The organism is Streptococcus sp. 27098_8_12 (assembly GCF_041432115.1).
GTDB classification, from domain to species: domain Bacteria; phylum Bacillota; class Bacilli; order Lactobacillales; family Streptococcaceae; genus Streptococcus; species Streptococcus parasanguinis_V.
Map to the genome: position 1 here is coordinate 1 of NZ_JAPVZA010000007.1, position 25,903 is coordinate 25,903.

The following is a 25,903-nucleotide window of genomic DNA, read 5'->3' on the forward strand; positions in this document are numbered from 1 at the left end:
ACCGATTTCTGTCCCACTCTCTATTTTAAGTGGCAGTATTTGAAATCCAGCTTTTTAATCTGGTCCCAATTTTTTCGAGCCTCTGGTGGCAAGACGATGAGTTGCTGGCGCAACATAGTCGTGATTTCAAGATTTAAGGATTCGATTGGGAGGGCAATGGCTACGGAACTTTTTGCCCTTTGGATCTTGTCCATGCAATATTCAATATGATGGCAAGCTGCACCGGTCTGTGATTGACGGCTAGCTGCGATTTCTTGTCGCATATTGGAGAGTAATTGGACCAATTCAGACTTAAGGAATTCGATCGTATCTGATTTTTCTTGAGCTAAAAGAAACATAAGCACACCTCCTTTTGCTATAGTTTAATACTAATTTATTAAAAATGCAAGGGGGTAAAGTAAAAAAAATAAAATTTTTTTAGAAAAAGATACAGAAAAAGAGAGGGCTCACATCTCCCCACTAAAGACAGTTGAGCCCCTTGTCTTAAAAATGGCTTTCCTCACTTGGGACGGGGTGTCTTGACAGAGGCTTTTAGATATAAAAAAACTCCCGAAACACACTGGATTCAGGAGTTGAGAGGCTTTGACCCGAAGGTCTTAAAGAAAAATATCGATTGATTATACAAGACCTTGTGCAATCATCGCGTTTGCGACATTTTCAAAGGCAGCAATGTTGGCACCTGCAAGGTAATCTTTACCAAGACCGTAAGTTTCTGCAGTTGTTTTAGCAGTGTTGAAGATGTTGGTCATGATGTCTTTCAAACGTCCGTCCACTTCTTCGCGTGTCCATGAAAGACGTTGGCTGTTTTGGCTCATTTCAAGAGCAGATACAGCAACCCCACCAGCATTGGCTGCTTTAGCAGGTCCGTAAAGGATACCATTTTCTTTGTATACGTTGATGGCATCGATGTTACTTGGCATGTTTGCTCCTTCAGAGACAACTTTCACACCTTGAGCGACCAAACGTTTTGCAGCATCGCCATCGATTTCGTTTTGAGTTGCACATGGAAGAGCGATGTCATAGTTACCAGCATAAGTCCATACAGAACCTTCGTAGTAAGTAGCAGTTGGTTTTTCAGCAGCGTATTCAGTCAAACGTGCACGACGTTTTTCTTTGACGTCTGTAAGAAGGTCAAAGTCAATACCGTTTTCGTCGATCACGTAACCGTTTGAGTCAGATACAGAGATAACAGTTGCACCAAGTTCAGTTGCTTTTTGAAGAGCGTATTGAGCAACGTTACCAGAACCTGAGATTACGACTTTCTTACCAGCAAAGCTGTCGCCGTTTGCTTTGAGCATTTCTTCAGTGTAGTAAACCAAACCATAACCAGTTGCTTCTGGACGGATCAAGCTACCACCGAAACCAAGAGGTTTACCAGTCAAGACACCAGCATCAAATTGGCGAAGGCGTTTGTACTGACCGTAAAGGTATCCGATTTCACGTCCACCAACTCCGATATCACCAGCTGGGACATCAAGTGAAGGACCGATGTGTTTTTGCAATTCAGTCATGAAGCTTTGGCAGAAACGCATCACTTCAGCGTCTGTTTTTCCTTTTGGATCGAAGTCAGATCCACCTTTACCACCACCGATAGGAAGACCAGTCAAGACGTTTTTGAAGATTTGTTCGAAACCGAGGAATTTCAAGATCCCTTGGTTAACAGTTGGGTGGAAACGAAGTCCGCCTTTGTAAGGACCTACAGCAGAGTTGAATTGAACACGGTAACCACGGTTTACTTGGATGTTTCCTTCACGGTCAACCCAAGGAACACGGAAAGAAATTACGCGTTCAGGTTCTGTAATACGAGCCAAGATGTTTTCTTCGATGTATTCAGGATGTTTTTCAAAAACAGGTTCCAAAGTGCTGAGGAACTCTTCAACAGCTTGAAGGAATTCAGCTTCATGGCCGTTACGAGCCTTTACAGTTTCGAAAGTGCTTTGGATATATTCTTTAGCAGTTGTCATGTTAATTCTCCTTTGTGAATGAAACGAAAACCAGCAAACCCGCTAGGGGAGTGGTTTTGAGACAGTTGACAAACAATGTCATGTTTTATTACATGGATCATTATAGCAGACTTTTTTTGGCTTGTAAAGAAAAAAGTTGAATTTTCTGAAAATTTTATCGCGACTAGGAAAGTCCGAATGTTTGGAAGAATTTTTAGCTTTGATAGTCCGGAAGCTTCCAAGTGATGGTATAATGAAAGAAGAAAATAGAGAGCATCCCGAACAATTCTGTTGGTGGTGTTTCAAAAAAGGAGTACAAGATGGTATCGACAAAAACGCAAATTGCTGGTTTTGAATTTGACAACTGCCTGATGAATGCGGCAGGTGTAGCCTGTATGACCACTGAGGAATTAGAAGAAGTGAAGAACTCAGCTGCGGGGACCTTTGTGACCAAGACAGCGACCTTAGAATTCCGTGCTGGTAATCCAGAGCCACGCTACCAAGATGTGCCGCTTGGTTCGATCAATTCAATGGGGCTACCTAACCAAGGGTTGGACTATTATTTGAATTACTTATTGGAGTTGCAAGAAACGGATCCAGACCGGACCTTCTTCTTATCTCTCGTCGGCATGTCTCCTGAAGAAACTCATACCATCTTGAAAAAGGTGCAAGATAGTGACTTTAAAGGCTTGACAGAGTTGAACCTATCTTGTCCCAATGTCCCTGGGAAACCTCAGATCGCCTATGATTTTGATACGACAGATCGGATCTTGTCTGAGGTCTTTGCCTATTTCACCAAACCTCTAGGCATCAAGTTGCCACCTTATTTTGATATCGTTCATTTTGATCAGGCAGCAGCGATCTTTAACAAATACCCGCTCAAGTTTGTCAATTGCGTCAATTCGATCGGAAATGGCCTCTACATCGAGGATGAATCCGTGGTGATTCGTCCTAAGAACGGATTTGGTGGGATTGGTGGAGAATACATCAAACCAACGGCTCTCGCCAATGTCCATGCCTTTTACCAACGTCTGAATCCAGAAATTCAGATTGTGGGGACAGGAGGTGTCTTGACCGGTCGCGATGCCTTTGAACATATCCTTTGTGGGGCTAGTATGGTGCAAATCGGCACGACGCTTCATAAAGAAGGAGTAGGAGCATTTGAACGCATCACTGCGGAGCTCAAAGCCATCATGGAAGAAAAAGGATACCAGAGCCTGGAAGACTTCCGTGGGAAATTGCACTACATTGACTAATCTTTCGAAAAGAACTTCCTCAAGTGGAAACTTGGGGAAGTTTTTTATGAGAGTGGGACAGAAATCGGTAATTCGTTAGAATTCAATTTCGTCGTCCCACCTCCGCACAGTTGAGTAGGGCTGTAAAAGCTGATGAAATCAGCGTAGTAGAGCCCACTCAACCACTGCGTCTTGCTCGACAATCCAAAAATAATTGAGAGGCTAGGACTTTTGCCCCAACCTCATTCTGTTCCTAGTTTTAGGAATTTTCCATTTTTATAGAGAGAAAAAGGTGTACAATGGAGGTGAAAAGGAAGGTGATTTCTATGGAAGAAAGGGATGTGATTCAAGAGGCAAGAACGACGATCACCCTTCTTCAAACAGCCTTTTCTAAGGGATTCACCCCTAGTTCAGATACCCTTCGATTTCGAGAAAATCTAGATCAGATGTTGAAAGGTTTACGAAAGGCTAGGCGGGTAGACAATCGTCTGTTGATTAAGTTGGAAAAGTTTTATCAGACCGCCAGTCTATTGATTGGTCTGGGCGGGCTAGCATTGAACGAAGAGGCCTTTCAAGCTTGGCGAGCTTATGATCACTGGCATTACGAGGTTGTGAAACCTCAGTTACAGGTCTACGGACCGACGGTGGTGTTGTAGTTGATACTAGCCTGGTGCTTGTCCACAGATATTCAGAGGAGGTGTTGGTCATGGTAGTCCTTCATGATTTTCTACATCAGTTAACCCTATCGTTTTGGAATTTTTATTACTCGCTCTTTTTCTTATTTGAAAAATAAGAAGGATTGAATCCCTTTTACATATAGTAGAAGGGATTTTTGATGCAGAATCCTTGAAAATCTGAGGCTCTTGGATTATGATGGAGCTAATAGTAAGAAGCGTTCCTTGTAGGGAATGCAGGAAGCGAGGAAAAAAGATGGCAGAGATTTATTTAGCAGGTGGCTGTTTTTGGGGCTTAGAGGAATATTTTTCACGGATCCCTGGTGTAGAACAGACGACGGTGGGCTATGCCAATGGCCAGGTAGAAACGACCAACTACCAACTGATCAAGGAAACGGATCACGCAGAGACCGTTCAGGTCATTTACGATCCAGATAAAATCACCCTACGAGCGATTCTGCTCTACTATTTCCGGGTGATCGATCCCTTGTCCATTAACAAGCAGGGAAATGATCGAGGCCGCCAATATCGGACCGGTGTCTATTATACAGACGAGGCAGATCGTGAAGTGATCGCCCACCTGTTTGCGGAAGAAGAGAAGCAACTGGGCCGCAAAATAGCGGTTGAGCTAGAACCTTTGCGCCACTACATCCTAGCTGAGGACTACCACCAAGACTACCTCAAGAAGAATCCTGGAGGTTATTGCCATATTGATGTGACGGATGCAGCCCAACCCTTGCTTGATCCAGCAGCCTATCAGAAGCCAGATCAAGAAATCCTAAAGGCGAAACTGACAGCAGAGCAGTACCAAGTCACTCAAGAAAGTGCGACGGAGCGTCCTTTCCACAATGCCTATGATCAGACCTTTGAAGAGGGCATCTATGTGGATATTACGACGGGGGAACCTCTCTTTTTTGCCAAGGATAAGTTTGCTTCTGGCTGTGGATGGCCAAGTTTCTCCCGTCCCATTGCCAAAGATGTTGTCCACTATTACCAGGATCATAGCCACGGGATGGAGCGGATCGAAGTTCGATCCCGCTCAGGCAATGCCCATCTCGGCCATGTCTTCACCGATGGACCAAAAGACCAGGGTGGTCTTCGCTATTGTATCAATTCGGCCTCTCTGCGCTTTATTCCAAAAGAAGAGATGGAGCAAGAAGGATATGGTTATTTGTTAAAAGCTTTGAGATAATAGAAAAAGCATCTTAGAAACTTTCCTTAGGTGAGTACGGACGTCAGCGAACTTCATAGAAGTTCCATGACTTAGTTTTGAACCTAAGGTTTCAAAACTCCCGTGTGCCTGAAACAATTATGTTTCAGGCACTTTTCTCACAGCGGAAAGTTTCAGTAGATGCTTGCATCAGTTGAAAATCGTGATGATGTTTTCTGCTTTGAAGAAACCATTCTTTTAATATCAAATCATTTAGAAGTTCTGTTTTGCAGAACTTTTATTCTCCTCTGGAAATTTGTGATACAATGAAGAGAAAGTATTTCAATGACAGCTCAATTTGTTGGCGGATCATTGGAGAAACTAGGTAGGAAGAAGAGGTAGGAATGTTAGAGAAGTTGGAGAGTGTGAAAGGGACCATCAAAACGATGGGGAAAGAGCTATCGGCGGCCTTTGATTGGGCTTTTGATCGTCTCTTTTCAAAGATTCAGCTGACCAATGAACAGTTTGTCTATGTGCTCTTGTCAGTCGTTTTTATCGTGGCCAATGCTATCTTGTGGGTGCAAAAGTTCCAAGGCTTTCCGATCACCGCAACCGAACGGCCAGAGGTTGTGTACAAGGCCAAGACACCGGCTGATCAGATTCCTCATACAGCTCGGATCATGGCCAATGGAGATCAGCTCTATCATGATCTGGTCTATATGAGTGCACAAAAAGAAGATGGGACCTATGATTTTCATGAAAATTATGAGTATGTCAAACCCTGGCTACAAAAAGCGGATCTGGCCTTGGGCGATTTTGAGGGAACCATTAACCCGAATTATTATTTGTCAGGTTATCCTCTCTTTAATGCGCCGAGCGAAGTCGTACCAGCCATCAAGGATGCTGGTTATGATGTCATGGATTTGGGACACAACCATATCTTGGATTCCGGTCTAGAAGGGGTCTATTCGACAGCCAAGGCCTTTGAAGATGCAGGCATCACACCTGTCGGTGTCTACACGCATGAAAAGAGAGGACAAGCTCCCTTGGTGATCAAGGAAGTGAATGGCATCAAGATTGCTATTCTAGCCTATGCTTACGGCTTTAATGGGATGGAAACGACCCTCACTCCAGAGGAGCAAGCAGATGTCTTGTCTGATTTGGATGAAGAGCGGATGAAGGCGGAGATCCAAAAGGCAGAGCAAGAGGCCGATATCACCATTGTCATGCCCCAGATGGGAATCGAGTACCAGTTGGAGCCGACAGAAGAGCAAAAAGAGCTCTACCACAAGATGGTTTCTTGGGGGGCTGATATTGTCTTTGGCGGGCATCCCCATGTTGTAGAGCCTGCTGAAGTGGTCAATAAAGATGGTCAAAACAAGCTTATCATCTACTCAATGGGGAATTTCCTGTCCAATCAGCGTCTGGAAACCATGGGAGATGTGGAGACTGCTCAATGGACAGAGCGAGGGGTCTTGATGGATGTGACCATTGAAAAGGTTGGCCGCAAGACAAAGATCAAGACAGCTACTGCTCATCCAACCTGGGTCAGTCGGACTCTGAAGGGCACCTATTCTCCTGAAGGTTATGAGTTGTACAAGTACCAGACCTATATTTTGGAAGATTTTATCCAGGGTGGCAAATACCGCGACAAGCTGGATGAGGAGACCAAGGAGAGAGTGGACACGGCTTACCGAGAAATGAAGGAACATGTTCACTTGGACTGGCCTCAGAGTGGAAAGGAATAGAGCATGGAAGGAAATGTGAACTGGATCCCGCTTGGGATCCTAGGATTGATCGTGGTGATTTGGGCAACCAAATTTCTTTCGGCCATCCGCCTCAAGCAAAAGCTGAAGAAGGCTTGGGATGGAGCTCCTTTCTTTCGCAAGAAAGATACAGAAGAAAGTTTGATAGACAGTCTGGCTTATCCGGCTAAGGGACAGACGATCGACAGCCAAGTGGATGATCAGACCTGGCATGATTTGGCTTTGGATGCGGTCTTTGATCAGCTCAACTATACCCAATCGAGCCTTGGAGCAGAGGCTCTCTATCAAAAAATGCGCCTGCTGGAATTCCAACCTCAGGACCAGCTTCATGACTTAGAAGCCTTCTTTGAAGAGCATCCGGATTTGCGCCTCAAGGTCCAGGTCATTTTCAACCAACTGGGCAAGAAGAACCACAACATGGCGCGAAGCATTGTCGCAAATCCCGGCAAGCATTATGCAGGTTTGCCCATCTATCTAGTCTTGGCCTGTCTTCCTATTGTCTGTCTCTTTGCCATCCCCTTTGAGCCAGTCGGGGCCATTACCCTCTTGGTGATCAGTGTGGTCTTTAATATTGTCTTTTCGAGTTTGCGCAATTGGTCCAATAAAATCCGTCTGGACAATGTTAGCTATCTGGTCCGCATCTTTGCTTCGGCAGAACGCTTGAGCCATCTAGCCTTGCCACAACAAGAAGAACTAAAGCAAGCGGTCAAACCCTTTAAGAAAACGCGGATCCTTGCCAGTGTCTTGCAGAGTCCAACGGGGACCTCTGAGATGGAAATTGTTCTCCTCTACCTCAACGTCCTCTTTTTACTCCCGCAGATCGCTCAGGTCTATATTTACAATCAGGTGAAAGCTCATCAAAAAGAGGCCCAGAAGCTTCTGGATCTCCTTGGAGAGATGGAAGTCGCCATTAGTCTCTTGCGCCATAAGCGGGATCTAGAAGTGGTCTGCCAGCCAGTCTTTACAGAGACGGGTGGCATTGAGGGCGAGACGCTCTATCATCCTTTGCTGTCCAATCCGATTGCGAATGATGTGCATTTTCAGAAAAATATGGTCATCAGTGGGGACAATGCCTCCGGGAAATCGACCTATTTGAAGACTGTCGCCATCAATGCCATTCTGGCTCAAGGATTAGGCTTTGCCTATGGAGAAAAATTAGCCCTTCCCTATGGTCATGTGCTAACGGCTATGGATGTGAGCGATGACATTGAAGTTGGAGATAGTTACTTCATCACTGAAAGTAAAGCTATTTTACGTATGATTCAGCATCTGAAGAAGTCTGGCTTTCACTACTTCTTTATTGACGAGCTCTTTAAGGGGACCAATACCATCGAGCGGATCGGATCAGGTCTTGGGATTGTCCGCTGGTTGGCTGCCCAAAACTGCCTCTACATGATTTCCAGTCACGATATTGAGCTGGTCGCAGCTTCTGGTAAGGTCAATGATAATTACCATTTTGACAGTCGCTATGTGGATGGCAAGATTGTCTTTGACTACCAGATCAAGCCAGGATCAGCAGTAACCAAGAATGCGGTCAATACTCTAGAAAGCCTGCATTATCCAGAGGAGATTACGCAAACAGCCAAGGACTTGATTGACCAGTATGAAGAGACGGGACACTGGTCTTTGAAAGAAATTGAAAAAGAATGAAAATGAACGAAGGAATTTGTAAATGATCGGTTTAGGAACCTTCTATAATGCCTTAGGAGTTGTATTTGGTGGGCTTTTAGGACTGCTCATCGGCCAACGTTTGTCAGAAGATTTTCATGAGACTCTTCTGAAAGTGACAGGAGTTGCTGTCTTTGTCTTGGGCATCGCGGGGACCTTGGAAAAGATGCTGGTGGTGCATGGAAGTCATGTGGAAAGTCACGGCAGTATGATGTTGATTCTGAGTCTAGTAATCGGGACCGTAATCGGGGAACTCTTGAAGATTGAGGAGGGGTTTGAGCGCCTGGGAACCTGGCTGAAGGAAAAGACAGGCAACCAAGGCGATTCCAGCTTTGTTGATGCCTTTATGACCACGGCCTTGACCATTTGTATCGGGGCTATGGCGGTAGTCGGAGCTGTCCAGGATGGCTTGACAGGGGACACTTCGACCTTGTTGGCTAAGGCTATTCTGGATATGGTCATCGTTTTGGTTTTGACCGTTTCAAAAGGAAAGGGTGCCATCTTTGCGGTGGTCCCACTCGTGATCTTTCAGGGGGCGATTACGCTGTTGGCCCATTTGATCGCACCGATCATGACCCCACAAGCGCTGTCGAATCTGTCACTGGTCGGCTCCAGCCTCATTCTCTGTGTTGGGATCAACCTCATCTGGGGCAAACGAATCAAGGTCGCTAATCTCCTGCCTGCAGTGCTGATTGCCATTATTTGGGCTTTTGTTGGGTGAAAAATAGAAGCTAAGCAGTAGTTTCAGATTTAAGACAAAGTCATATTAAAAACTTTCCTTAGGTGAGTACGGACGTCAGCGAACTTCGAAGAAGTTCCATGACTAAATCAAGATACAAAGGGCGTCTGCGGATAAAGTCAAAATAGGAAGTTTAACGAAGAATCTTTAGATTCTAGGAGAACTTATCTTTTTGACACAATCCGCAGCCCGTGTTCAATTTGTTTTGGCCCCCTTCGCTTTTCGTTTTTGGGGCTCAGGCTAAAACAGTTTCCTAAACTGTTTTACTCCCAAAACTTCCGAGTGCTAGAAACAATCGTGTTTCTAGCACTTTTCTCACGGCGGAAAGTTTTGGTATTTTCTTAAATCGATTTTAAAATTGGAAGGCATTCTTATTTTTTGCAGTATCGCTTAACTTATTTTACTTTTAAATAGTTTGTCTCATTCTAAAGCTAACCGGTAAGAATAGGTTAACTCTTTTGCTTGCCTTTGTAGTCTTGTTAGAAAAATGAAGGTGCTCCGAAAAAGGAGGGGGTTGCCGTTAAATGTGATAAAATAGTAGAAATGAATAAAGATAGGATTCATTTCTAAGATGAAGGGTGAATGGTTATGATCAAACTAATTGCAACAGATATGGATGGAACCTTATTAGATGAACGAGGAGAGGTGGACCTTCCGCGTCTGGAAAGGCTGTTGGACCACTTGGATCAAAAAGGGATTCGCTTTGTCATTGCGACGGGAAATGAAATCCATCGCATGCGCCAGCTCTTGGGTCCCTTGGTCAAGCGGGTGACCCTGGTCGTCGCCAACGGAGCTCGGATTTTTGAGAATGACCAGATGGTTCTAGGAAAATTCTGGGATCGGGAATTGGTGGAGGCGGTTCTTGCTTATTTTAAGGGCCGGGAAATTTCAGATCAATTGGTTGTATCAGCTGTCAATGGTGGCTTTGTCAAGGAAGGCACGGTCTTTACAGAAGTTGAAAAATTCATGCAGCCGGAAGTGATTGAAGCCTTGTACAAGCGAATGAAGTTTGTTCCGGAATTGACAGCGGATCTATTTGATCAAGTGCTTAAAATGAGCTTGGTGGTTGGCTTGGATCGTCTTGATCAAGTGCGTCGGGAAGTCCAGCAGGCTTTTGGAGATCAGCTGATGGCGGTTTCAAGTGGTTTTGGGAGCATGGATCTCTTACAAGCAGGCATTCACAAGGCCTGGGGACTGGCTCAATTAATGGAGATGTGGCAGCTTAACGCCAGCCAGGTCATGGCCTTTGGGGATAGTGGAAACGACATCGAAATGCTTGAAATGGCAGGTCACTCCTATGCTGTGGCCAATGCAGAAGGAGCTGTCAAAGCTGTCGCCAAACACCTAGCACCGAGCCATCAGGAAGGTGGTGTCTACCAGGTGATCGAAGAGTATCTAGGATTGACCCCCTGGGAACAAGTGAAAGGAAAGAAGTAGATGGCGGTACAACTGTTAGAAGACTGGCTCTTAAAGGAGCAGGAGAAAATCATAACAACCTATCGGGAACTCAATCAAGCCCCTCTGAAGGAGCCTGGTTTGATCTTTATCGGAGACTCCATCGTAGAGTATTTTCCCATTCATGAACTATTACAAAGTCCCAAGCACATGGTCAATCGAGGAGTGCGAGGCTATAAGACGGATCTCCTTCGTGAGCATCTAGACGCCCATGTCTTTGGAACGGCGGTGGATCAGATCTTTCTCTTGATCGGGACCAATGATATCGGAAAAGAAATTCCTCAAAAGGAAACCCTAGACAATGTAGAAGCGGTCTTACAAGCAATTATGCGAGATTTTCCGCTGACCCACATCAACCTGATCTCGGTTTTACCGGTGAGTCAAGAAGAGCGCTACAAACAAAAGGTCTATGTGCGGACCAATGAAAAAATTCAGTCCCTCAACCAGGCCTATCGCGAATTGGCTCAGGCCTACCACCAGGTCAGCTATGTCGATGTGTATTCGTCTTTATTGGATGAAAAGGGGCAGTTGGCAGAAGCCTATACGACAGATGGCCTCCATTTAAGTGTGGCTGGTTACCGCATCCTAGCCCAAGCTCTGCAGGAGATATTATAGAGACAAAAATAGGGAGCGAAAAAAGCCCAATCAGACAAATCTTCAAAGAAAAATTTCAGATCGAAGATAAAGTCTTCTTAAAAACTTTCCTTAGGTGAGTACGGACGTCAGCGAACTTCTTTGAAGTTCCATGACTTAGTTTTGGACCTAAGGTTCCAAAACTCCCGAGTGCTAGAAACAATAGTGTTTCTAGCACTTTTCTCACGGCGGATAGTTTCAGGAAATATTTGAATGGTTCTTATAATTGAAATCAATTCTATTTCTTTTTAGATTTCCTTAGATGATTTTTTGTAAAAACAGATTGTCACCCTTCCTCTATTTCCAAGAGGAAAATTTTTTGTCTTTTTGGTTGACAAATGTAAATCTTAGGAGTAGAATAGCATCATAAGATTTACAAATGTAGATTTAGAAAGGAGAAGCCATGCAAATTTCCAATGCGGAATGGCGCATCATGAAGATTATCTGGATGGAAGGCAAGCAGACCAGCACGGATTTGATCGCCGTCTTGTCCGAGCGCTTTGACTGGTCCAAGTCGACGATCAAAACCCTCTTGACGCGCTTGGTTGAAAAGGGGTGCTTGACTAGAGAAAAATCTGGCAAAGCCTTTGTCTACTCGGCTCTGTTGACGCAGGACCAAAGTATAGACTTGGTGGTTGAGGATGTGAAAGACAAGGTTTGCTCAAAAAGGATTGTCCAGGTGCTTGAAAACTTGATTCAGGCGAGTGACTTTACGCTAGCAGATCTTAATCAGCTGCAGCAGGTCCTGGAAGAAAAGAAAGCAGAGGCTGTCGCAACAGTCCGCTGCAATTGTATGTAATAGAAAGAAGGAAATTCCATGTTTGGATTGTTAATTAGTATTGTTTGTTTACTTTTGGTTGCTTTTATTGCTTGGTGGTTCTTTGCAGAGCATGAAAAGGTAAGCGGCCACGCTCGTCAGAAATCAGGTTATCAAGAAATTGAAGTCGAAGTCATGGGGGGCTATTCGCCTGAAACCATTGTCCTGAAAAAAAATGTTCCAGCCCGGATCATCTTTAATCGCAAGGATCCATCTTCATGTCTGGCTCAAGTGATCTTTCCAGATTTTGGCGTTCATGAAGATTTGCCTTTAGGTGAAAAACATGTCATTGAAATTACGCCAGAAAAAGCGGGCGAATATGGGTATTCATGTGGAATGAACATGATGCATGGTCATATGATTGTGGAATAAAGGAGTAGGTATGGTAGAAAAACAAAAAGCAGTTGTGGAAAACGGAGTGCAAAAGATCCGTATTACAGCAGAAAAGGGCTATAGTCCCAAAGAATTTCAACTTCAAAAAGGGATCCCTGCTGAAATCACCTTCCATCGGGTCAATCCTTCCGGCTGTTACAAGGAAATTTTGTTTGAAGATCAGGGGATTTTAGAGCCTTTGGAAGTCGGTGTGGATAAGGTGATATCCTTTACCCCGACAGAAACAGGGGACTTCGAGTTTTCATGTGGAATGAAGATGCAAAAGGGTTCCTACACGGTTGTGGAAAAACGCCGTCGTGTCTTAGGTTTACTGGGTCGCTTTTGGATTACTAGTATCTTTACTCTTCCTTTATTGATCTTGATGATCGGGATGATGGCAGGATTTGTATCCCATTCAGTCAGTCGCTGGGGGACTTTTCTAGCGACAACACCGATCATGTTGGTAGCAGGAGTTCCTTTTATCAAGAGTGCCTGGGCCTCATTTAAGAAGCACCATTCCAATATGGATACCTTGGTAGCTCTTGGAACCCTGGTAGCCTATGTCTATAGTGTATTTGCCCTTTTTACTGGTCAGCCAGTATACTTTGAGGCTGCGGGTTTTATCATCTTCTTTATCCTCTTAGGACAAGTCTTTGAGGAACGGATGCGTAACAATGCCTCCGAGGCTGTGGAAAAGTTGTTGGATTTGCAGGCAAAAACGGCTCAAGTTCTCCGTGATGGGAACTATGTCGAGGTGGCGGCAGAAGATATCCAAATTGATGACTTGATTCGGGTCCGTCCTGGGGAAAAGATTGCGGTTGATGGGACGATTGTAGAAGGAAGTACGACCATTGATGAGTCGATGGTGACAGGTGAAAGCTTGCCTGTGGAAAAATCAGTTGGTGATGCAGTTATCGGCTCCACTATCAACAGCAATGGGACCATTCTCTTTAAGGCTGAAAAAGTCGGTAGTGAGACCCTCTTATCTCAAATTGTGGACTTTGTCAAAATGGCCCAATCCAGTCGTGCTCCCATTCAAGATTTGACGGATAAGATTTCAGGTATCTTTGTTCCAGTGGTGACGATTTTGGCCATTGCGACTTTCTGGGTTTGGTCCGTGCTTCTGGGCGCGTCGCTTCAAGAGGCCATGCTCTATGCAGTCTCTGTCCTCATTATTGCCTGTCCTTGTGCCCTTGGTTTAGCAACCCCAACAGCCCTCATGGTCGGAACCGGCCGTAGTGCCAAGATGGGGGTTCTGATTAAAAATGGAACAGTTCTTCAAGAAGTGCAAAAGATTCAAACCGTTGTGTTTGATAAGACAGGGACTATTACCATTGGCCAACCACTTGTAACCGATGTTGTAGGAGATGAAGCGCGTGTCTTGACACTGGCTGCTAGTCTTGAAACTTTTTCAGAACATCCACTAGCCCAAGCGGTGTTATCCCAAGCAGAAGAAAAAGGTTTGGTGTTATCCCCTGTGGAAAACTTCCAAGCGATTGAAGGAAAAGGGGTCCAAGGTCAGATCGACCAGCAGTTGGTGACCTTGGGAAATGGCAAACTTCATGACGGGACAGCGATGGATCCTGAGCTTGAAAAACGGATGGTAGAGTTGCAAGAGCAGGCCAAAACAGTGATCAGTTTGTCTGTGGATGGGCAAGTGATTGGCTTGATTGCCATTCAAGATGCTCCAAAGGCCAGCTCAAAAGAAGCGATCAAAAAGCTCAAAGAACGGGGCTTGAAAACGGTCATGTTAACGGGGGATAATGAACGGGTGGCCCAAGCTATTGCTAAGCAAGTGGGAATTGACACCGTCATTGCTGATGTCCTTCCTCAAGAAAAAGCTAGCGCCATCCAAAAACTGCAAGAAGCTAGCAAGGTCGCCTTTGTTGGAGATGGGATCAATGATGCTCCGGCTCTTTCGATTGCAGATGTCGGAATTGCCATGGGATCTGGAACGGATATTGCGATCGAGTCCGGTGGCATCGTGCTCACGCAAAATGATTTGCTTGGCGTTGTGCGCGCCTTTGACATGAGTCAAAAGACCTTCCGCAGGATCTTACTCAATCTCTTCTGGGCCTCTATCTACAATATCCTTGGGATTCCAATTGCTGCTGGAGTCTTTGTAGGACTGGGATTGACCCTCAATCCAGAACTAGCAGGTCTTGCTATGGCCCTTAGTTCTTTGTCTGTTTTGACTAGCTCGCTGCTTCTCAATGTTGCGAAAATAGATTAACGAAAATAAGAAGTGGTACAGAATTCTGTATCACTCTTTTTCTCTTTTACCTAGAGCGACGAGGGAAAAGAGGAGGTATCAAATTATAGTAAAATACCCTATTGTAGGATAGTTTGTGAAAATTTCTCAAAAAGAGCATCTGTTATGGAATAGGGATTGAGCATCTCTGAGCAGATCCTTATACATGTGAATCTCTTTGTGATAAATTAATACTGTAATCGTTTTGTAAATCGTTTTCATGAGAAAAGTCAGAAAAAACTCATTTTCAAGGCGAGATGATCGCAAAGATGAAGTAGAAGCGCTATGCTGCATTTTAAGGGATCAAAATAGAATTAAAGGAGAGTTAGAATGACTCAAGGGAAAATTACTGCATCTGCAGCAATGCTTAATGTATTGAAAACATGGGGCGTAGATACGATCTACGGTATCCCATCTGGAACACTTAGCTCACTTATGGACGCTTTGGCTGAAGACAAAGATATCCGTTTCTTGCAAGTTCGTCACGAAGAAACTGGTGCTCTTGCAGCGGTTATGCAAGCTAAATTTGGTGGCTCTATCGGGGTTGCAGTTGGTTCAGGTGGACCTGGTGCGACTCACTTGATCAACGGTGTTTACGATGCAGCTATGGATAACACTCCATTCCTTGCCATTCTTGGATCACGTCCAAACAACGAGCTGAACATGGATGCCTTCCAAGAATTGAACCAAAACCCAATGTACAACGGTATCGCTGTTTACAACAAACGTGTAGCTTACGCAGAACAATTGCCAAAAGTAATCGATGAAGCTTGCCGTGCTGCCGTTTCTAAAAAAGGTCCAGCCGTTGTTGAAATTCCAGTAAACTTTGGTTTCCAAGAAATCGACGAAAACTCTTACTACGGATCAGGTTCTTATGAACGTCACTTTATCGCTCCTGCCTTGAACGAAGTGGAAATCGATAAAGCTGTTGAAATCTTGAACAATGCTGAACGCCCAGTGATCTACGCTGGTTTCGGTGGAGTTGGTGCGGGTGATGTGATCACTGAATTGTCTCGTAAAATTAAAGCACCAATCATTACAACTGGTAAAAACTTCGAGGCCTTCGAATGGAACTACGAAGGTTTGACAGGTTCTGCATACCGTGTTGGTTGGAAACCAGCCAACGAAGTGGTCTTTGAAGCAGACACTGTTCTTTTCCTTGGTTCAAACTTCCCATTTGCTGAAGTTTACGAAGCCTTCAAGAACACTGAAAAATTCATCCAAGTCGATATCGACCCTTACAAACTTGGTAAACGTCATGCCCTAGACGCTTCAATTCTTGGTGATGCAGGTCAAGCAGCCAAAGCAATCCTTGATAAAGTGAATCCAGTTGAATCTACTCCATGGTGGCGTGCAAACGTTAAGAATAACCAAAACTGGCGTGATTACATGAACAAACTCGAAGGTAAAACTGAGGGTGAATTGCAATTGTATCAAGTTTACAATGCAATCAACAAACATGCTGATCAAGACGCTATCTATTCAATCGACGTCGGTGACACTACTCAAACATCTACTCGTCACCTTCACATGACACCTAAGAACATGTGGCGTACATCTCCACTCTTTGCGACAATGGGTATTGCCCTTCCTGGTGGTATCGCTGCTAAGAAAGACAATCCAGATCGCCAAGTATGGAACATCATGGGTGACGGTGCATTCAACATGTGCTACCCAGACGTTATCACAAACGTTCAATACGACCTTCCAGTTATCAACGTTGTCTTCTCAAATGGTAAATATGCCTTCATCAAGGACAAATACGAAGACACAAACAAACATTTGTTTGGTTGTGACTTCCCTAATGCTGACTATGCGAAAATCGCTGAAGCTCAAGGAGCTATTGGATTTACAGTTGACCGTATCGAAGACATCGACGCAGTCGTTGCTGAAGCTGTTAAATTGAACAAAGAAGGTAAGACAGTTGTCATCGATGCTCGCATCACGCAACACCGTCCACTTCCAGTAGAAGTTCTTGAGTTGGATCCAAAACAACACTCAGAAGAAGCGATCAAAGCCTTCAAGGAAAAATACGAAGCAGAAGAACTCGTACCATTCCGCCTCTTCTTGGAAGAAGAAGGATTGCAATCACGCGCAATCAAATAATTCCTCTCGTGGAAAATCAAATGTAAACTGCGTTATCTTCACCTTGCTGTATTCCAGTACTGTCTGCGGTTCGATGCCTTGTTTATTCTTTGATTTTCTTAGAGCAGAACTTAAAAAGATCGGAGCAATCCGGTCTTTTTGTGGAGGATAAGAAATGAATTTAAATCAATTAGATATTATCGTTTCAGATGTTACCCAAGTTTGTGCTAGCTTGGAGCGTATTTTGGATAAGAAGGCAGACTATGCCGATGACGGTTTTGCTCAGTTCACGATTGGCAGTCACTGTCTCATGTTGTCTCAAAATCATTTGGTTCCTTTGGAAAACTTTCAGTCAGGAATCATTCTTCATATCGAGGTTGAGGATGTAGACCAGAACTACAAACGGTTGAAAGAGCTTGGTATACAGGTTTTAAACGGTCCAGTTGTAACCGATTGGGGAACCGAAAGCCTGTTAGTTAAAGGCCCAGCTGGTTTAGTGATTGATTTTTATCGTATGAACTAGGTAATTCTATTATCAAAAAATTTAAACGTTCTTGGAGTGGAACTTAAAAAGATCGGAGTTATCCGGTCTTTTTGTGTTGCGCGTGAACAAAAACAATCTTAGAATAGTATCAGTTTTTCATAGGATCTTGTAGGATTTTTTGGAAAGAGAAGGGTATAATAGAACTATCAAATCAAGTGAGGTAGAGAGATGACCGACAAACTTCAATTTCCAGATGGTTTCCTTTGGGGTGGTGCGACGGCTGCTAACCAGTGTGAGGGAGCTTATAATGAAGACGGCCGTGGCTTGGCTAATGTGGATGTGGTGCCGATTGGGCCTGATCGTCACGCCATTATTACGGGTCAGAAAAAGATGTTCGACTTTGAAGAAGGCTATTTTTATCCAGCTAAAGATGGCATTGATATGTACCATCGCTACAAGGAAGACATTGCGCTCTTTGGGGAAATGGGCTTTAAAACCTATCGTTTGTCCATTGCCTGGTCTCGGATCTTCCCTAAAGGAGATGAACTAGAGCCGAATGAAGCAGGTCTACAGTTCTATGAAGACCTCTTTAAGGAGTGCCACAAGTATGGCATTGAACCCTTGGTGACCATTACCCACTTTGACTGTCCCATGCATTTGATTACCGAGTATGGAGGTTGGCGTAGTCGTAAGATGTTGGAATGTTATGAACGACTCTGCCGGACCCTCTTCACTCGCTACAAGGGCTTGGTCAACTACTGGCTAACCTTTAATGAGATCAATATGATCCTTCATGCGCCTTTTATGGGAGCAGGTCTCTGCTTTGAAGAAGGGGAGAATGAGGAGCAGGTCAAATACCAGGCGGCTCACCATGAATTGGTCGCTTCAGCCATTGCTACCAAGCTAGCCCATGAGATTGATCCTAACAATAAGGTGGGCTGTATGCTAGCAGCAGGGCAAAACTATCCGCATACCTGTGCTCCACGAGATGTCTGGGCTGGTCTAGAAGAAGACCGCAAGAACTATTTCTTCATCGATGTGCAAGCGCGTGGGGAATACCCTAACTATGCCAAGAAAGAGTGGGAGCGTCAGGGAATCACGGTTGAGATGACGGAGCAGGACCTGCAATTGTTGAAAGACCATACAGTGGACTTTATTTCCTTCTCCTACTATGCCAGTCGAGTCGCTTCAGGGGATCCAGCTGAAAGGGAGAAAACAGCGGGCAATATCTTTGCCTCTCTGAAGAACCCCTACCTAGAAAGTTCAGAATGGGGTTGGCAGATTGACCCTCTTGGTCTCCGCATTACGCTGAACACCATCTGGGATCGTTATCAAAAACCCCTGTTTATTGTAGAAAATGGACTAGGCGCTGTTGATACCCCAAATGAAGACGGGGAGATTGAGGATGACTACCGGATTGACTACCTGGCTGCTCACATCAAGGCCATGCGGGATGCCATTAACGAAGATGGCGTTGTCCTCTGGGGCTATACAACTTGGGGATGTATTGACCTGGTCTCTGCCGGGACAGGAGAAATGAAGAAGCGCTACGGTTTTATCTATGTTGACCGGGACAACGAAGGCAAGGGAAGCTTGGAGCGCTCACGTAAGAAATCCTTCTATTGGTACAAAGAAGTCATTGCGACCAATGGGGCTTCTGTTGAATAAAAGTTTTCGGTACTTGCTGGCCGACTCTCTCCTATAAACGAAAAAGCTTAGAATCCCAATTTCAAGCTGGGGTCCTAAGCTTTTTGTATGTAGTTTAGCCAAGTTATTACGGATTTACTGGTCGTAATCTAAGACATTATTCTCGATGACAAACTTAGATTCAGCGGAAACGTTGGCTGCTCCTAGTTGCAACTGTGAACTTCCGTCTGGCTCTAGGATATGCCACTGACCGTCCTTGTGGGCAAAGATAGCCTGAAATGTGATGTTATCGCTCTTGTATCGAATGGGTAGAACAAATGCTTGATCTGTATTCTCTAAGAGAATCTCTTCTTTTTTTTCAAAGTTATAGATATAAAATTGCCCAGTTCTTTGTCCCAAACCATGAAGTTCATCGACTTTTTTCCAGTTCTCAAATTTTGTCCGAACAAGGGATTCATTATAAATCTTGTTGAAGGTTTCGTTGCGTTTCTTCGTTTCTTCCTCGTCTAGTGTTTTCTGAAACTCTGCAACCTTTTTAGTCGTTTGGATGGTTTGTCTGTTTTGCTCCCTGATTTGCTGGCGGTGGATGACTCGCATCATTCTTGCAGCAACGCCCAGGATGACAAGGATGGATACAAGACTGATTTTAGTTTTAGCATTATTTTTCATAGATGAGTCTCCCTATTGTGTCATTGGTCCTATTATACCCTTTGAAAGAAAGGATCGTCAAGTTCATCTTGTGATGACCTAACATGCAGATCTACCTGGGGACAATAGAATTTTATCAGATTTTCATTGACGAAGGTCCCTTTATTTGATAGGCTAGGGGAATAGAACTGATTTCACAAGAAAAGAAAAAAGGAGCGAGGCAAGTGGCACGGATTTTATTAATCGAGGATAATAATGATATCCAAGAAATTTTATACAGTCTCTTAAGTGAAGACCATGAGGTCCTTCAGGCTTTTTCCGGTACAGAAGGGCTGCGACTCTTCCAGCAAGAAGCTGTTGATTTGGTCCTTCTGGATATCATGCTTCCAGGGAAGAATGGGGATCAGGTCCTGGAGGAGATCCGTTTGCAGAGTCAAACACCGGTTATCATGATGACCGCTCTGGGAGATAAACACCTCATTAGCCAGTATCTCCTTGCAGGTGCCAATGATTATATTGTCAAGCCCTTTAATCTGGACGAAGTGGCGGCTCGGGTGACGGTGCAGTTGAGAAATCAACCGACGGTAGCACAGGAAGCTCAATCGTCGCAAAAGCTATCCTTTAAGAATTTGGTCTTAAATCCAGAAACCTTTGAATTGGAGTCCGGAGAACAGACGCTTCGCTTGGGCAAAAAAGAATTTCAAATTTTTGAGACCTTGCTGTCACATCCAAAGAAGATTTTCACCAAAGAAGAATTGTATGAGGCGGTCTGGGAAGAAGTTTATCTGCCTGGAGACAATACCCTCAATGCTCAATTAAGCAATCTCCGAAAGAAAATTGCCCAGCTTGATCCAGATGAGGACTATATTGAAACGGTCTGGGGCTTGGGTGTTCGCTTGAAAGGAGACAAGTAATGTGGGTTTTAGTTCTAATTCTTGTCGTCCTTGTCCTTCTCTTGGGTTTGGGCTATGCTCGCTTGCTTTCTGCCTTAAAGGATTTGCAGGAGCAGATTCAAAAGAAACTTCAAAGCGGAAGTGGGGTACGGCTGACCTCTCAGCTCTCAAAAAAAGAATTGGTCGCCTTGACCAAGCAGGTCAGTGATCTCTTTGATCAGATCGAGCGGACCAATCGGATTGCCTTTCAAGAGAAAAAGACCTTGGATATGGCCATCAGTAATATTGCTCACGATATTCGGACACCTTTGACCATTGCGTCGGGCTATACCCAACAAATCATTAAGGGTGGGACGCAGGAAGAGGAGAAGCTGAAGAAAATTGCTTCCAATCTTCAAGTCGTCTCAAAACGTTTGGAATCTCTCTTGGAATACAGACGCTTGATGGAGGGAGCTATTCAGCCTCGGATTTCAAACGTTAATCTCAGTCAAGTCTTAACCCAGCAGTTGTTCCAGTATTATGATAGCTTGTCTGAGGCGGGGATTACCTTAGAGGTAGAGCTAGAAGAGCATCTTCATTATGCTACGGATCCTGAGCTTTGGGAGCGCCTCTTGCAAAATATGCTCAGCAATGTCCTCAAGCATGGAAAGGAGCAGGCCCGTTTGACCTTGATGTCGGATGCAGACACGATTCGGGTCGAGCTGCGCAATATTGTGCAACAACCGATCCAGCACTTAGACCAATTGGCTAGTCGATTCTACTCTGAAAATCTCTCGGATACAGAAGAGTCATCTGGCTTGGGTCTCTATATCATTCAAAATTTTGTAGAGATCTTAGGCGGGGACTTGCAACTGGCAACGGAGGCAGACTGGTTTATCTTGACCATTACACTAAGAAAAAAGGCTTGAGCACTGCTCAAGTCTTTTTGTTATAAATCTTTGTGTTTAAAAGTAGCCAGTCCTAGGAAGCCGAAAACAAGGATGAATCCAAGGGCGATCGAGAGGGTGTTGGTTGTTGCTGTTGTGCTCTGTACCATGGAATATTGGAATTCCAAGTTTAGATAGTGGAGAATATCAATATCTTTAAGGAAGAGCGCAGGAAGGCTTAAGAGGATATTTCCAATGAAGTAGCCAACGAAGGCCAAGGTGATGGATTGGCTGGCATAAAGAAGGAAGGAAATGATGCTGACCCAAGCCAAGGTGGAAAGGAACTGAATCAGCACGGTCAGTCCAAAATGAGCAAGGAAGTGCTCTGGCATGGTGCCAAGTCCATTGTAGAGCGTCGCGATCAAGAAGACGAGACCATAAGAAACAAGAAATTGGAAGAGAGCAATGGTCAGAACAACGGCGCTTTTGGCAAAGTAGTAACTGGTGCGCGAAACGCCATAGGCCAGACTATTCTTGTATAAGTTTTGCGTTAAGTCTGTTCCCAGGACCAAGGTGATGACAATAATGGTAAAGAGGATAGTCACACTGATGCTGGAAGAGTAGTTGGTCAAAGCTTTAAAGCCTGTCCAAACTTCGGTCGCTTGGGGCAATTTGGATTCCGTATTGACGCCGACGTGGCCAGTAGCTCCAAAGATGACTCCAGACAGGATGTTGAGAACGAGAATGGCTTCTGTAATCCAAAAACCTTTGGAGCGAAAAAGTCTGTAAAAATCTGCTTGAATGGTATGCAACATGATAAATCTCCTAAATGAAATATGTGGGATAGGTAATAGAGGAAGACGGTGATTGGACTAGTCTACCAAGTCCGTAAAGAATTTTTCCAGATCTTGGCGGGCATAGTAGATTTCGTCCACGTCAATATCGGCTTGAACGAGGGCTTTGACAATGACTTTAATATCGTGAGTCTGTCCGAAGATATGGATTTCTCCATCCTTATCGATGACCTTGATGCGGTGATGGAGTTGATCCTGGATCAGTTGACTCGCAAGGGCTAGCTGACTTGTCTTGAGGATGATGTAGTCTTCTCCTTGTTCTTCGAATTCAGCCTTGCTAATTTCTTTGATCAGGCGTCCTTGGTCGACAATGCCAAAGCGATTGGCAACCAGATAGAGTTCGGAGAGGATGTGACTGGAAATGAGGATGGTCATGCCGAGTTCATCATTGAGGCGTTTGATCATCTGACGGAATTCCTTGATTCCGACTGGATCAAGGCCATTGATGGGTTCGTCCAGAATAAGGAAATCTGGCTTAGCAATGAGAGCAATCGCAATTCCCAACCGTTGTTTCATCCCGAGTGAAAAATCACGGAATTTCTTCTTACCCGTATTATTCAGGCCAACATAGTTCAAGGTTTCTTTGATGACCTGGTCGGGATTGGGAATATGGCGAGCCTTGCAATAGTAGACCAGGTTTTGATAGGCGGTCATATGCTTGTGAGCCACGGGACTTTCAATGACAGATCCAACCCGTTTCAAGGCTTGGGTCCACTGGGAGCGATTTGTAGAAGCAAAGAGAGAGACGCTTCCGTCAGTTTCTTGAATCAGCTGGGTGATGATCTTGATGAGAGTGGTTTTCCCAGCCCCGTTCTTACCGATCAGGCCATAAACGTCGCCTTTGCGAATGGTGAGATTCACATCATTTAAGGCGTATTGTTGACCAAATTTTTTACTCAAATGGGAAATTTCTAATACTTTTTCCATGGTTTTCTCCTTCGTCCAAATGACTAGTTGTTTTCTTTACACTCTTAGTATACAGCTTGCTTTTCAAATAACTATCAAGCAATTCTCAAATATTTCTAAAAAAACGACTAACTTTTAAAAAGTTAGCCGTGACTTTAAGACTAAGTTTTCCTAGAGGCTTTCCTTAGGTGAGTACGGACGTCAGCGAACTTCAAAGAAGTTCCATGACTTAGTTTTGAGTCTAAGGTCTCAAAACTCCCGAGTGCCTGAAACAATTGTGTTTCAGGCACTTTTCTCACGGCGGAAAGCCTCAAGAAATTCATGCATAACTTTAAAAATAAACATTTCTTTAAAGTTCTTGATTTTTTAAGTTATATAACATGAAAAAATACTTTATCTACATTAAGAGGAACTGTTTTTTAAGCTAGCCTCTTCATTTTAAAACCCAGCGACAAACTCCTTGATGGCTTGCGCGAGTTCATAGGGTTTCTCGGTATTGAGTAGATGGCCTCCGTCTGCAATTTCTTGATAGCGGCCTTTTGGCAGGAGCTTGGCCAATTTTTTAGAAGAAGATTGATTGGCCCAATCTCTGCTACCACAAACAACTAAGCTAGGAAGAGGGCAAGCTTTAACGGTATCGGTTAAATTGAGCCCTTTTAATTCGGTCAAGATTTGAAGCATCTGTTGTTTATTGGCATCTTGTTTTTCAAAGACATGCTTGGGAAGTAGACGAAAGAGAAGGATCTGGAGCCGATAGAGGGGATTGGTGTTAAGTTTGTATTGTGTTCCTACAAGGACTAAGCCCTTGAGTTGCGGGAAGTCTTGTCTGGAGAGATCAAGAGCGAGCACGCCACCTAGTGAGAGTCCTACCAGAATAAAGGGTTCGCTTTCTTGCTGGAGGCGCTCCATCAACCTTTCTTTGACTTCCTGATAGCTTTCTTTTGGATGGGAGAAAATATCAAAAGTTTTGGAGTGCAAGGGTGAAAGTGCAAATTGGACTCCTTGCCAAGAGAGGACATCTTGCCCTAGTCCATGTAAAAAAATAAGTTTCATCAGGAATCCTTTCTTTGAAAATCGAGTTCGTAGAGACCACGAAGAGCATTGCAGGCATAAATACGATCAGCGTCTGTTAAATCGTTCAGAGTCAAGAGTTTTTCTTCCACCTGCTGGGTCTCAAGAAGATGGCGCCGATAAATGCCATCGAGTAAGGGGAGGTGAGCTGGTGGGGTATAGAGTTGTCCCTCTATCTCCAGCACCAGATTGCCAATCGTCGTCTCTAGCAAGGTTCCGTCTGGCAGATGGAAAATTTGCTCGTGATCTGACTGGTTGAGATGGTCTCTCTGACTCGTTTTGAAATAAGTAAATGGCGTCGCTAAATCAAGCTTCTGCTCTGTCAGTTGGGCCTGTAGATAGCTAGCTGGCAAGTCTGTCAGCTCCGTGATCTCTAGGTGGAAGGTCCCGTTTTTTTGCAAGGCAATCCGACAACGATAATCAAGGTTGGACTCCAAATGAGCAAGCTCTTCTTGAAGTTCTTTCAGGAGCTTCGACTCATCATAAGGATAGGCAAAGTAGCGACTAGCTTCCCTCAAGCGTGTTAAATGTTGGTCTAAGAAAGTCAACTCTCCTTGGTGGATGCGGCCGGTCGTCAGGAGCTCAAAGTGAGACTCTTGTCGGTAGAGGACAGCCGATTTTTGCTTGGTTTCCTGGTATTCACCTTCCCATTTGCTATCCCAAGTGATGCCTCCTCCCACGCCATAGATGGCTTGATCCCCCTGCATTTGAAGGGTCCGGATGGCCACATTAAAAATCCGTTTCCCTTTTGGAAGAAGGATGCCGATCGTTCCACAGTAGACACCTCGAGGAGCCTTCTCCGTCTTTTGGATGATTTCCATAGTGGAGATCTTTGGTGCTCCTGTAATCGAGCCACAAGGGAAGAGAGCTCGGAAGGTTTGGACCAGGTCGATCTCAGCTCGTAAGTGACTTTCAATGGTCGAGGTCATCTGCCAAACGGTGGAGTATTGCTCGACTTGGCAGAGATGGATCACCTGCTCACTTCCAATCTCCGAAATCCGGTTCATGTCATTGCGGAGGAGGTCGACGATCATCATGTTTTCTGCTCGATTTTTTGGATCGGCTTCTAGCCAAGCAGCCTCTTTGAGATCCGCTTGGTTGGTAAGCCCGCGGCGTGTCGTTCCCTTCATAGGGCGAGTGGTCAGTAGCCGGTCGTCTTGCTCAAAAAAGAGCTCAGGGCTAATGGAGAGGATGGCTACATCATCATGTTGGATGAAGGCATTGTAATGAGCTTTCTGCTCTACCACTAGTCGGTTGTAGATGGCGAGAGGATCCGCCTCTAGCTCTTGAGAAAGCTGGACGGTGTAGTTGACCTGATAGGTATCCCCCTGGCGGATGTGGTGATGGATAGTCTTGATGGCTTCTTGGTAAGCGGGAGCCTCGACCTCTTCCTTCCAATTGGCTGGCAGGTCCACTGCTTCATAGTCCTCTGGGAAAGGAAGGGTTTCAACCTCCTGGTGGATAGTGAAGTAGAGGAGATACTCTCCCATGAGAGGAGCAGGGTGGACAGCTAATTTTTTCTCAAATGCAGGTGCTGCCTCATAGCTGACATAGCCGACAGCATAAAAACCAGCCTCCTGGTAAGTTTCCACTTCTTTAAGAAGTGCCTCTACTTGGTCGAGGTCTCTGGTTTTTAATTCTTTTATGGGCTTGGTGAAAAGGTGTCGCAATCCAAGTTCTTTAAAATCAATAATCGTTTGTTTGTGCATGCTTTGAGTATATCAAAAATAGAGGAAAAAAGGTAGA

General features: G+C 44.6%; 23 protein-coding genes. 16 read left to right on the top strand and 7 right to left on the bottom strand.

The features are described from left to right. Positions 1-20: 20 nt before the first annotated feature. A complete protein-coding gene (locus tag O3629_RS03830) occupies positions 21-338 on the bottom strand; it encodes a hypothetical protein (RefSeq protein ID WP_003016835.1) in 318 nt (105 codons plus the stop codon). 279 nt (positions 339-617) lie between these two features. Continuing rightward, a complete protein-coding gene (gene gdhA / locus O3629_RS03835) occupies positions 618-1,964 on the bottom strand; it encodes an NADP-specific glutamate dehydrogenase (RefSeq protein ID WP_003004977.1) in 1,347 nt (448 codons plus the stop codon). 299 nt (positions 1,965-2,263) lie between these two features. On the opposite strand from gdhA, the gene O3629_RS03840 reads away from it, so the two are divergent. From O3629_RS03840 to O3629_RS03905, 14 genes are all read left to right on the top strand, one after another. Beyond that, the gene (locus O3629_RS03840) at positions 2,264-3,199 is read left to right on the top strand and encodes a dihydroorotate oxidase (RefSeq protein ID WP_049474144.1); all 936 of its coding nucleotides are present in this window, start codon (positions 2,264-2,266) and stop codon (positions 3,197-3,199) included. A gap of 278 nt (positions 3,200-3,477) precedes the next feature. After that, positions 3,478-3,834 (top strand): helicase BlpT, encoded by a 357-nt coding sequence (locus O3629_RS03845; protein ID WP_070595509.1) that lies wholly within the window; start codon positions 3,478-3,480, stop codon positions 3,832-3,834. 274 nt (positions 3,835-4,108) lie between these two features. Continuing rightward, complete coding sequence (msrB, locus tag O3629_RS03850; protein WP_155167303.1) at positions 4,109-5,044, top strand: peptide-methionine (R)-S-oxide reductase MsrB; 936 nt, start codon at positions 4,109-4,111, stop codon at positions 5,042-5,044. Between the two features lie 362 nt (positions 5,045-5,406). After that, the gene (locus tag O3629_RS03855) at positions 5,407-6,750 is read left to right on the top strand and encodes a CapA family protein (protein WP_155167305.1); all 1,344 of its coding nucleotides are present in this window, start codon (positions 5,407-5,409) and stop codon (positions 6,748-6,750) included. Positions 6,751-6,753: 3 nt separating this feature from the next. Then, positions 6,754-8,418 carry a hypothetical protein gene (locus O3629_RS03860; protein WP_371608742.1) on the top strand — a complete coding sequence of 555 codons (1,665 nt, stop codon included), beginning with the start codon at positions 6,754-6,756 and terminating at the stop codon, positions 8,416-8,418. Positions 8,419-8,440: 22 nt separating this feature from the next. Next, a complete protein-coding gene (locus O3629_RS03865; protein ID WP_155167307.1) occupies positions 8,441-9,157 on the top strand; it encodes a DUF554 domain-containing protein in 717 nt (238 codons plus the stop codon). 606 nt (positions 9,158-9,763) lie between these two features. Then, complete coding sequence (locus O3629_RS03870) at positions 9,764-10,612, top strand: HAD family hydrolase (RefSeq protein WP_155167309.1); 849 nt, start codon at positions 9,764-9,766, stop codon at positions 10,610-10,612. Beyond that, positions 10,613-11,245, top strand: a complete 633-nt coding sequence (locus O3629_RS03875) for an SGNH/GDSL hydrolase family protein (protein WP_045759855.1) — start codon at positions 10,613-10,615, stop codon at positions 11,243-11,245. A 421-nt stretch (positions 11,246-11,666) separates the two neighbouring features. Beyond that, positions 11,667-12,062 carry a CopY/TcrY family copper transport repressor gene (locus O3629_RS03880; protein ID WP_371608743.1) on the top strand — a complete coding sequence of 132 codons (396 nt, stop codon included), beginning with the start codon at positions 11,667-11,669 and terminating at the stop codon, positions 12,060-12,062. Positions 12,063-12,080: 18 nt separating this feature from the next. After that, positions 12,081-12,452, top strand: coding sequence for a cupredoxin domain-containing protein (locus O3629_RS03885; protein ID WP_009731652.1), 372 nt, complete (start codon positions 12,081-12,083; stop codon positions 12,450-12,452). Positions 12,453-12,462: 10 nt separating this feature from the next. Continuing rightward, positions 12,463-14,685, top strand: coding sequence for a heavy metal translocating P-type ATPase (locus O3629_RS03890; protein WP_371608744.1), 2,223 nt, complete (start codon positions 12,463-12,465; stop codon positions 14,683-14,685). Between the two features lie 348 nt (positions 14,686-15,033). Then, positions 15,034-16,809: a pyruvate oxidase gene (spxB, locus tag O3629_RS03895; protein WP_070595494.1), complete on the top strand. Its 1,776-nt coding sequence runs from the start codon at positions 15,034-15,036 to the stop codon at positions 16,807-16,809. Between the two features lie 154 nt (positions 16,810-16,963). Further along, positions 16,964-17,311 (top strand): VOC family protein, encoded by a 348-nt coding sequence (locus O3629_RS03900; RefSeq protein WP_070595492.1) that lies wholly within the window; start codon positions 16,964-16,966, stop codon positions 17,309-17,311. Between the two features lie 189 nt (positions 17,312-17,500). Continuing rightward, positions 17,501-18,940 (top strand): 6-phospho-beta-glucosidase, encoded by a 1,440-nt coding sequence (locus O3629_RS03905; protein ID WP_070595490.1) that lies wholly within the window; start codon positions 17,501-17,503, stop codon positions 18,938-18,940. A 114-nt stretch (positions 18,941-19,054) separates the two neighbouring features. On the opposite strand, the gene O3629_RS03910 is transcribed toward O3629_RS03905, so the two are convergent. After that, a complete protein-coding gene (locus O3629_RS03910; protein WP_155167313.1) occupies positions 19,055-19,588 on the bottom strand; it encodes a hypothetical protein in 534 nt (177 codons plus the stop codon). 203 nt (positions 19,589-19,791) lie between these two features. On the opposite strand from O3629_RS03910, the gene O3629_RS03915 reads away from it, so the two are divergent. Both O3629_RS03915 and O3629_RS03920 read left to right on the top strand, forming a co-directional pair. After that, the gene (locus O3629_RS03915) at positions 19,792-20,481 is read left to right on the top strand and encodes a response regulator transcription factor (RefSeq protein ID WP_338323754.1); all 690 of its coding nucleotides are present in this window, start codon (positions 19,792-19,794) and stop codon (positions 20,479-20,481) included. Continuing rightward, complete coding sequence (locus tag O3629_RS03920) at positions 20,481-21,368, top strand: sensor histidine kinase KdpD (RefSeq protein WP_070595484.1); 888 nt, start codon at positions 20,481-20,483, stop codon at positions 21,366-21,368. Before O3629_RS03915 ends, O3629_RS03920 begins: the two co-directional genes overlap by 1 nt. A gap of 20 nt (positions 21,369-21,388) precedes the next feature. Here the strand turns inward: O3629_RS03920 and O3629_RS03925 are convergent, their stop codons facing one another. The 4 genes from O3629_RS03925 to pabB form a co-directional block, all read right to left on the bottom strand. Beyond that, entirely contained in the window at positions 21,389-22,141 is a 753-nt protein-coding gene (locus tag O3629_RS03925) for an ABC transporter permease (RefSeq protein WP_006595651.1), read from the bottom strand. A 57-nt stretch (positions 22,142-22,198) separates the two neighbouring features. Beyond that, on the bottom strand, positions 22,199-23,107 hold the full coding sequence (locus O3629_RS03930) for an ABC transporter ATP-binding protein (protein WP_031574611.1): 909 nt from the start codon (positions 23,105-23,107) through the stop codon (positions 22,199-22,201). Positions 23,108-23,524: 417 nt separating this feature from the next. Beyond that, positions 23,525-24,139 (bottom strand): alpha/beta fold hydrolase, encoded by a 615-nt coding sequence (locus O3629_RS03935; protein ID WP_070595483.1) that lies wholly within the window; start codon positions 24,137-24,139, stop codon positions 23,525-23,527. Beyond that, complete coding sequence (gene pabB / locus O3629_RS03940) at positions 24,139-25,866, bottom strand: aminodeoxychorismate synthase component I (protein WP_155167318.1); 1,728 nt, start codon at positions 25,864-25,866, stop codon at positions 24,139-24,141. The genes O3629_RS03935 and pabB overlap by 1 nt, the downstream gene beginning before the upstream one ends. Positions 25,867-25,903: the final 37 nt, after the last annotated feature.

Excerpts from the sequence above, each read along its gene's own strand:
- O3629_RS03830 (WP_003016835.1), bottom strand. The coding sequence starts at position 338 with ATGTTTCTTTTAGCTCAAGAAAAATCAGATACGATCGAATTCCTTAAG.
- O3629_RS03930 (WP_031574611.1), bottom strand. The coding sequence starts at position 23,107 with ATGGAAAAAGTATTAGAAATTTCCCATTTGAGTAAAAAATTTGGTCAA.
- O3629_RS03900 (WP_070595492.1), top strand. The coding sequence starts at position 16,964 with ATGAATTTAAATCAATTAGATATTATCGTTTCAGATGTTACCCAAGTT.
- pabB (WP_155167318.1), bottom strand. The coding sequence starts at position 25,866 with ATGCACAAACAAACGATTATTGATTTTAAAGAACTTGGATTGCGACAC.
- O3629_RS03925 (WP_006595651.1), bottom strand. The coding sequence starts at position 22,141 with ATGTTGCATACCATTCAAGCAGATTTTTACAGACTTTTTCGCTCCAAA.
- gdhA (WP_003004977.1), bottom strand. The coding sequence starts at position 1,964 with ATGACAACTGCTAAAGAATATATCCAAAGCACTTTCGAAACTGTAAAG.
- O3629_RS03885 (WP_009731652.1), top strand. The coding sequence starts at position 12,081 with ATGTTTGGATTGTTAATTAGTATTGTTTGTTTACTTTTGGTTGCTTTT.
- O3629_RS03910 (WP_155167313.1), bottom strand. The coding sequence starts at position 19,588 with ATGAAAAATAATGCTAAAACTAAAATCAGTCTTGTATCCATCCTTGTC.
- O3629_RS03920 (WP_070595484.1), top strand. The coding sequence starts at position 20,481 with ATGTGGGTTTTAGTTCTAATTCTTGTCGTCCTTGTCCTTCTCTTGGGT.
- spxB (WP_070595494.1), top strand. The coding sequence starts at position 15,034 with ATGACTCAAGGGAAAATTACTGCATCTGCAGCAATGCTTAATGTATTG.
- O3629_RS03935 (WP_070595483.1), bottom strand. The coding sequence starts at position 24,139 with ATGAAACTTATTTTTTTACATGGACTAGGGCAAGATGTCCTCTCTTGG.
- O3629_RS03845 (WP_070595509.1), top strand. The coding sequence starts at position 3,478 with ATGGAGGTGAAAAGGAAGGTGATTTCTATGGAAGAAAGGGATGTGATT.
- O3629_RS03890 (WP_371608744.1), top strand. The coding sequence starts at position 12,463 with ATGGTAGAAAAACAAAAAGCAGTTGTGGAAAACGGAGTGCAAAAGATC.
- O3629_RS03875 (WP_045759855.1), top strand. The coding sequence starts at position 10,613 with ATGGCGGTACAACTGTTAGAAGACTGGCTCTTAAAGGAGCAGGAGAAA.
- msrB (WP_155167303.1), top strand. The coding sequence starts at position 4,109 with ATGGCAGAGATTTATTTAGCAGGTGGCTGTTTTTGGGGCTTAGAGGAA.
- O3629_RS03840 (WP_049474144.1), top strand. The coding sequence starts at position 2,264 with ATGGTATCGACAAAAACGCAAATTGCTGGTTTTGAATTTGACAACTGC.
- O3629_RS03870 (WP_155167309.1), top strand. The coding sequence starts at position 9,764 with ATGATCAAACTAATTGCAACAGATATGGATGGAACCTTATTAGATGAA.
- O3629_RS03860 (WP_371608742.1), top strand. The coding sequence starts at position 6,754 with ATGGAAGGAAATGTGAACTGGATCCCGCTTGGGATCCTAGGATTGATC.
- O3629_RS03865 (WP_155167307.1), top strand. The coding sequence starts at position 8,441 with ATGATCGGTTTAGGAACCTTCTATAATGCCTTAGGAGTTGTATTTGGT.
- O3629_RS03855 (WP_155167305.1), top strand. The coding sequence starts at position 5,407 with ATGTTAGAGAAGTTGGAGAGTGTGAAAGGGACCATCAAAACGATGGGG.
- O3629_RS03880 (WP_371608743.1), top strand. The coding sequence starts at position 11,667 with ATGCAAATTTCCAATGCGGAATGGCGCATCATGAAGATTATCTGGATG.
- O3629_RS03905 (WP_070595490.1), top strand. The coding sequence starts at position 17,501 with ATGACCGACAAACTTCAATTTCCAGATGGTTTCCTTTGGGGTGGTGCG.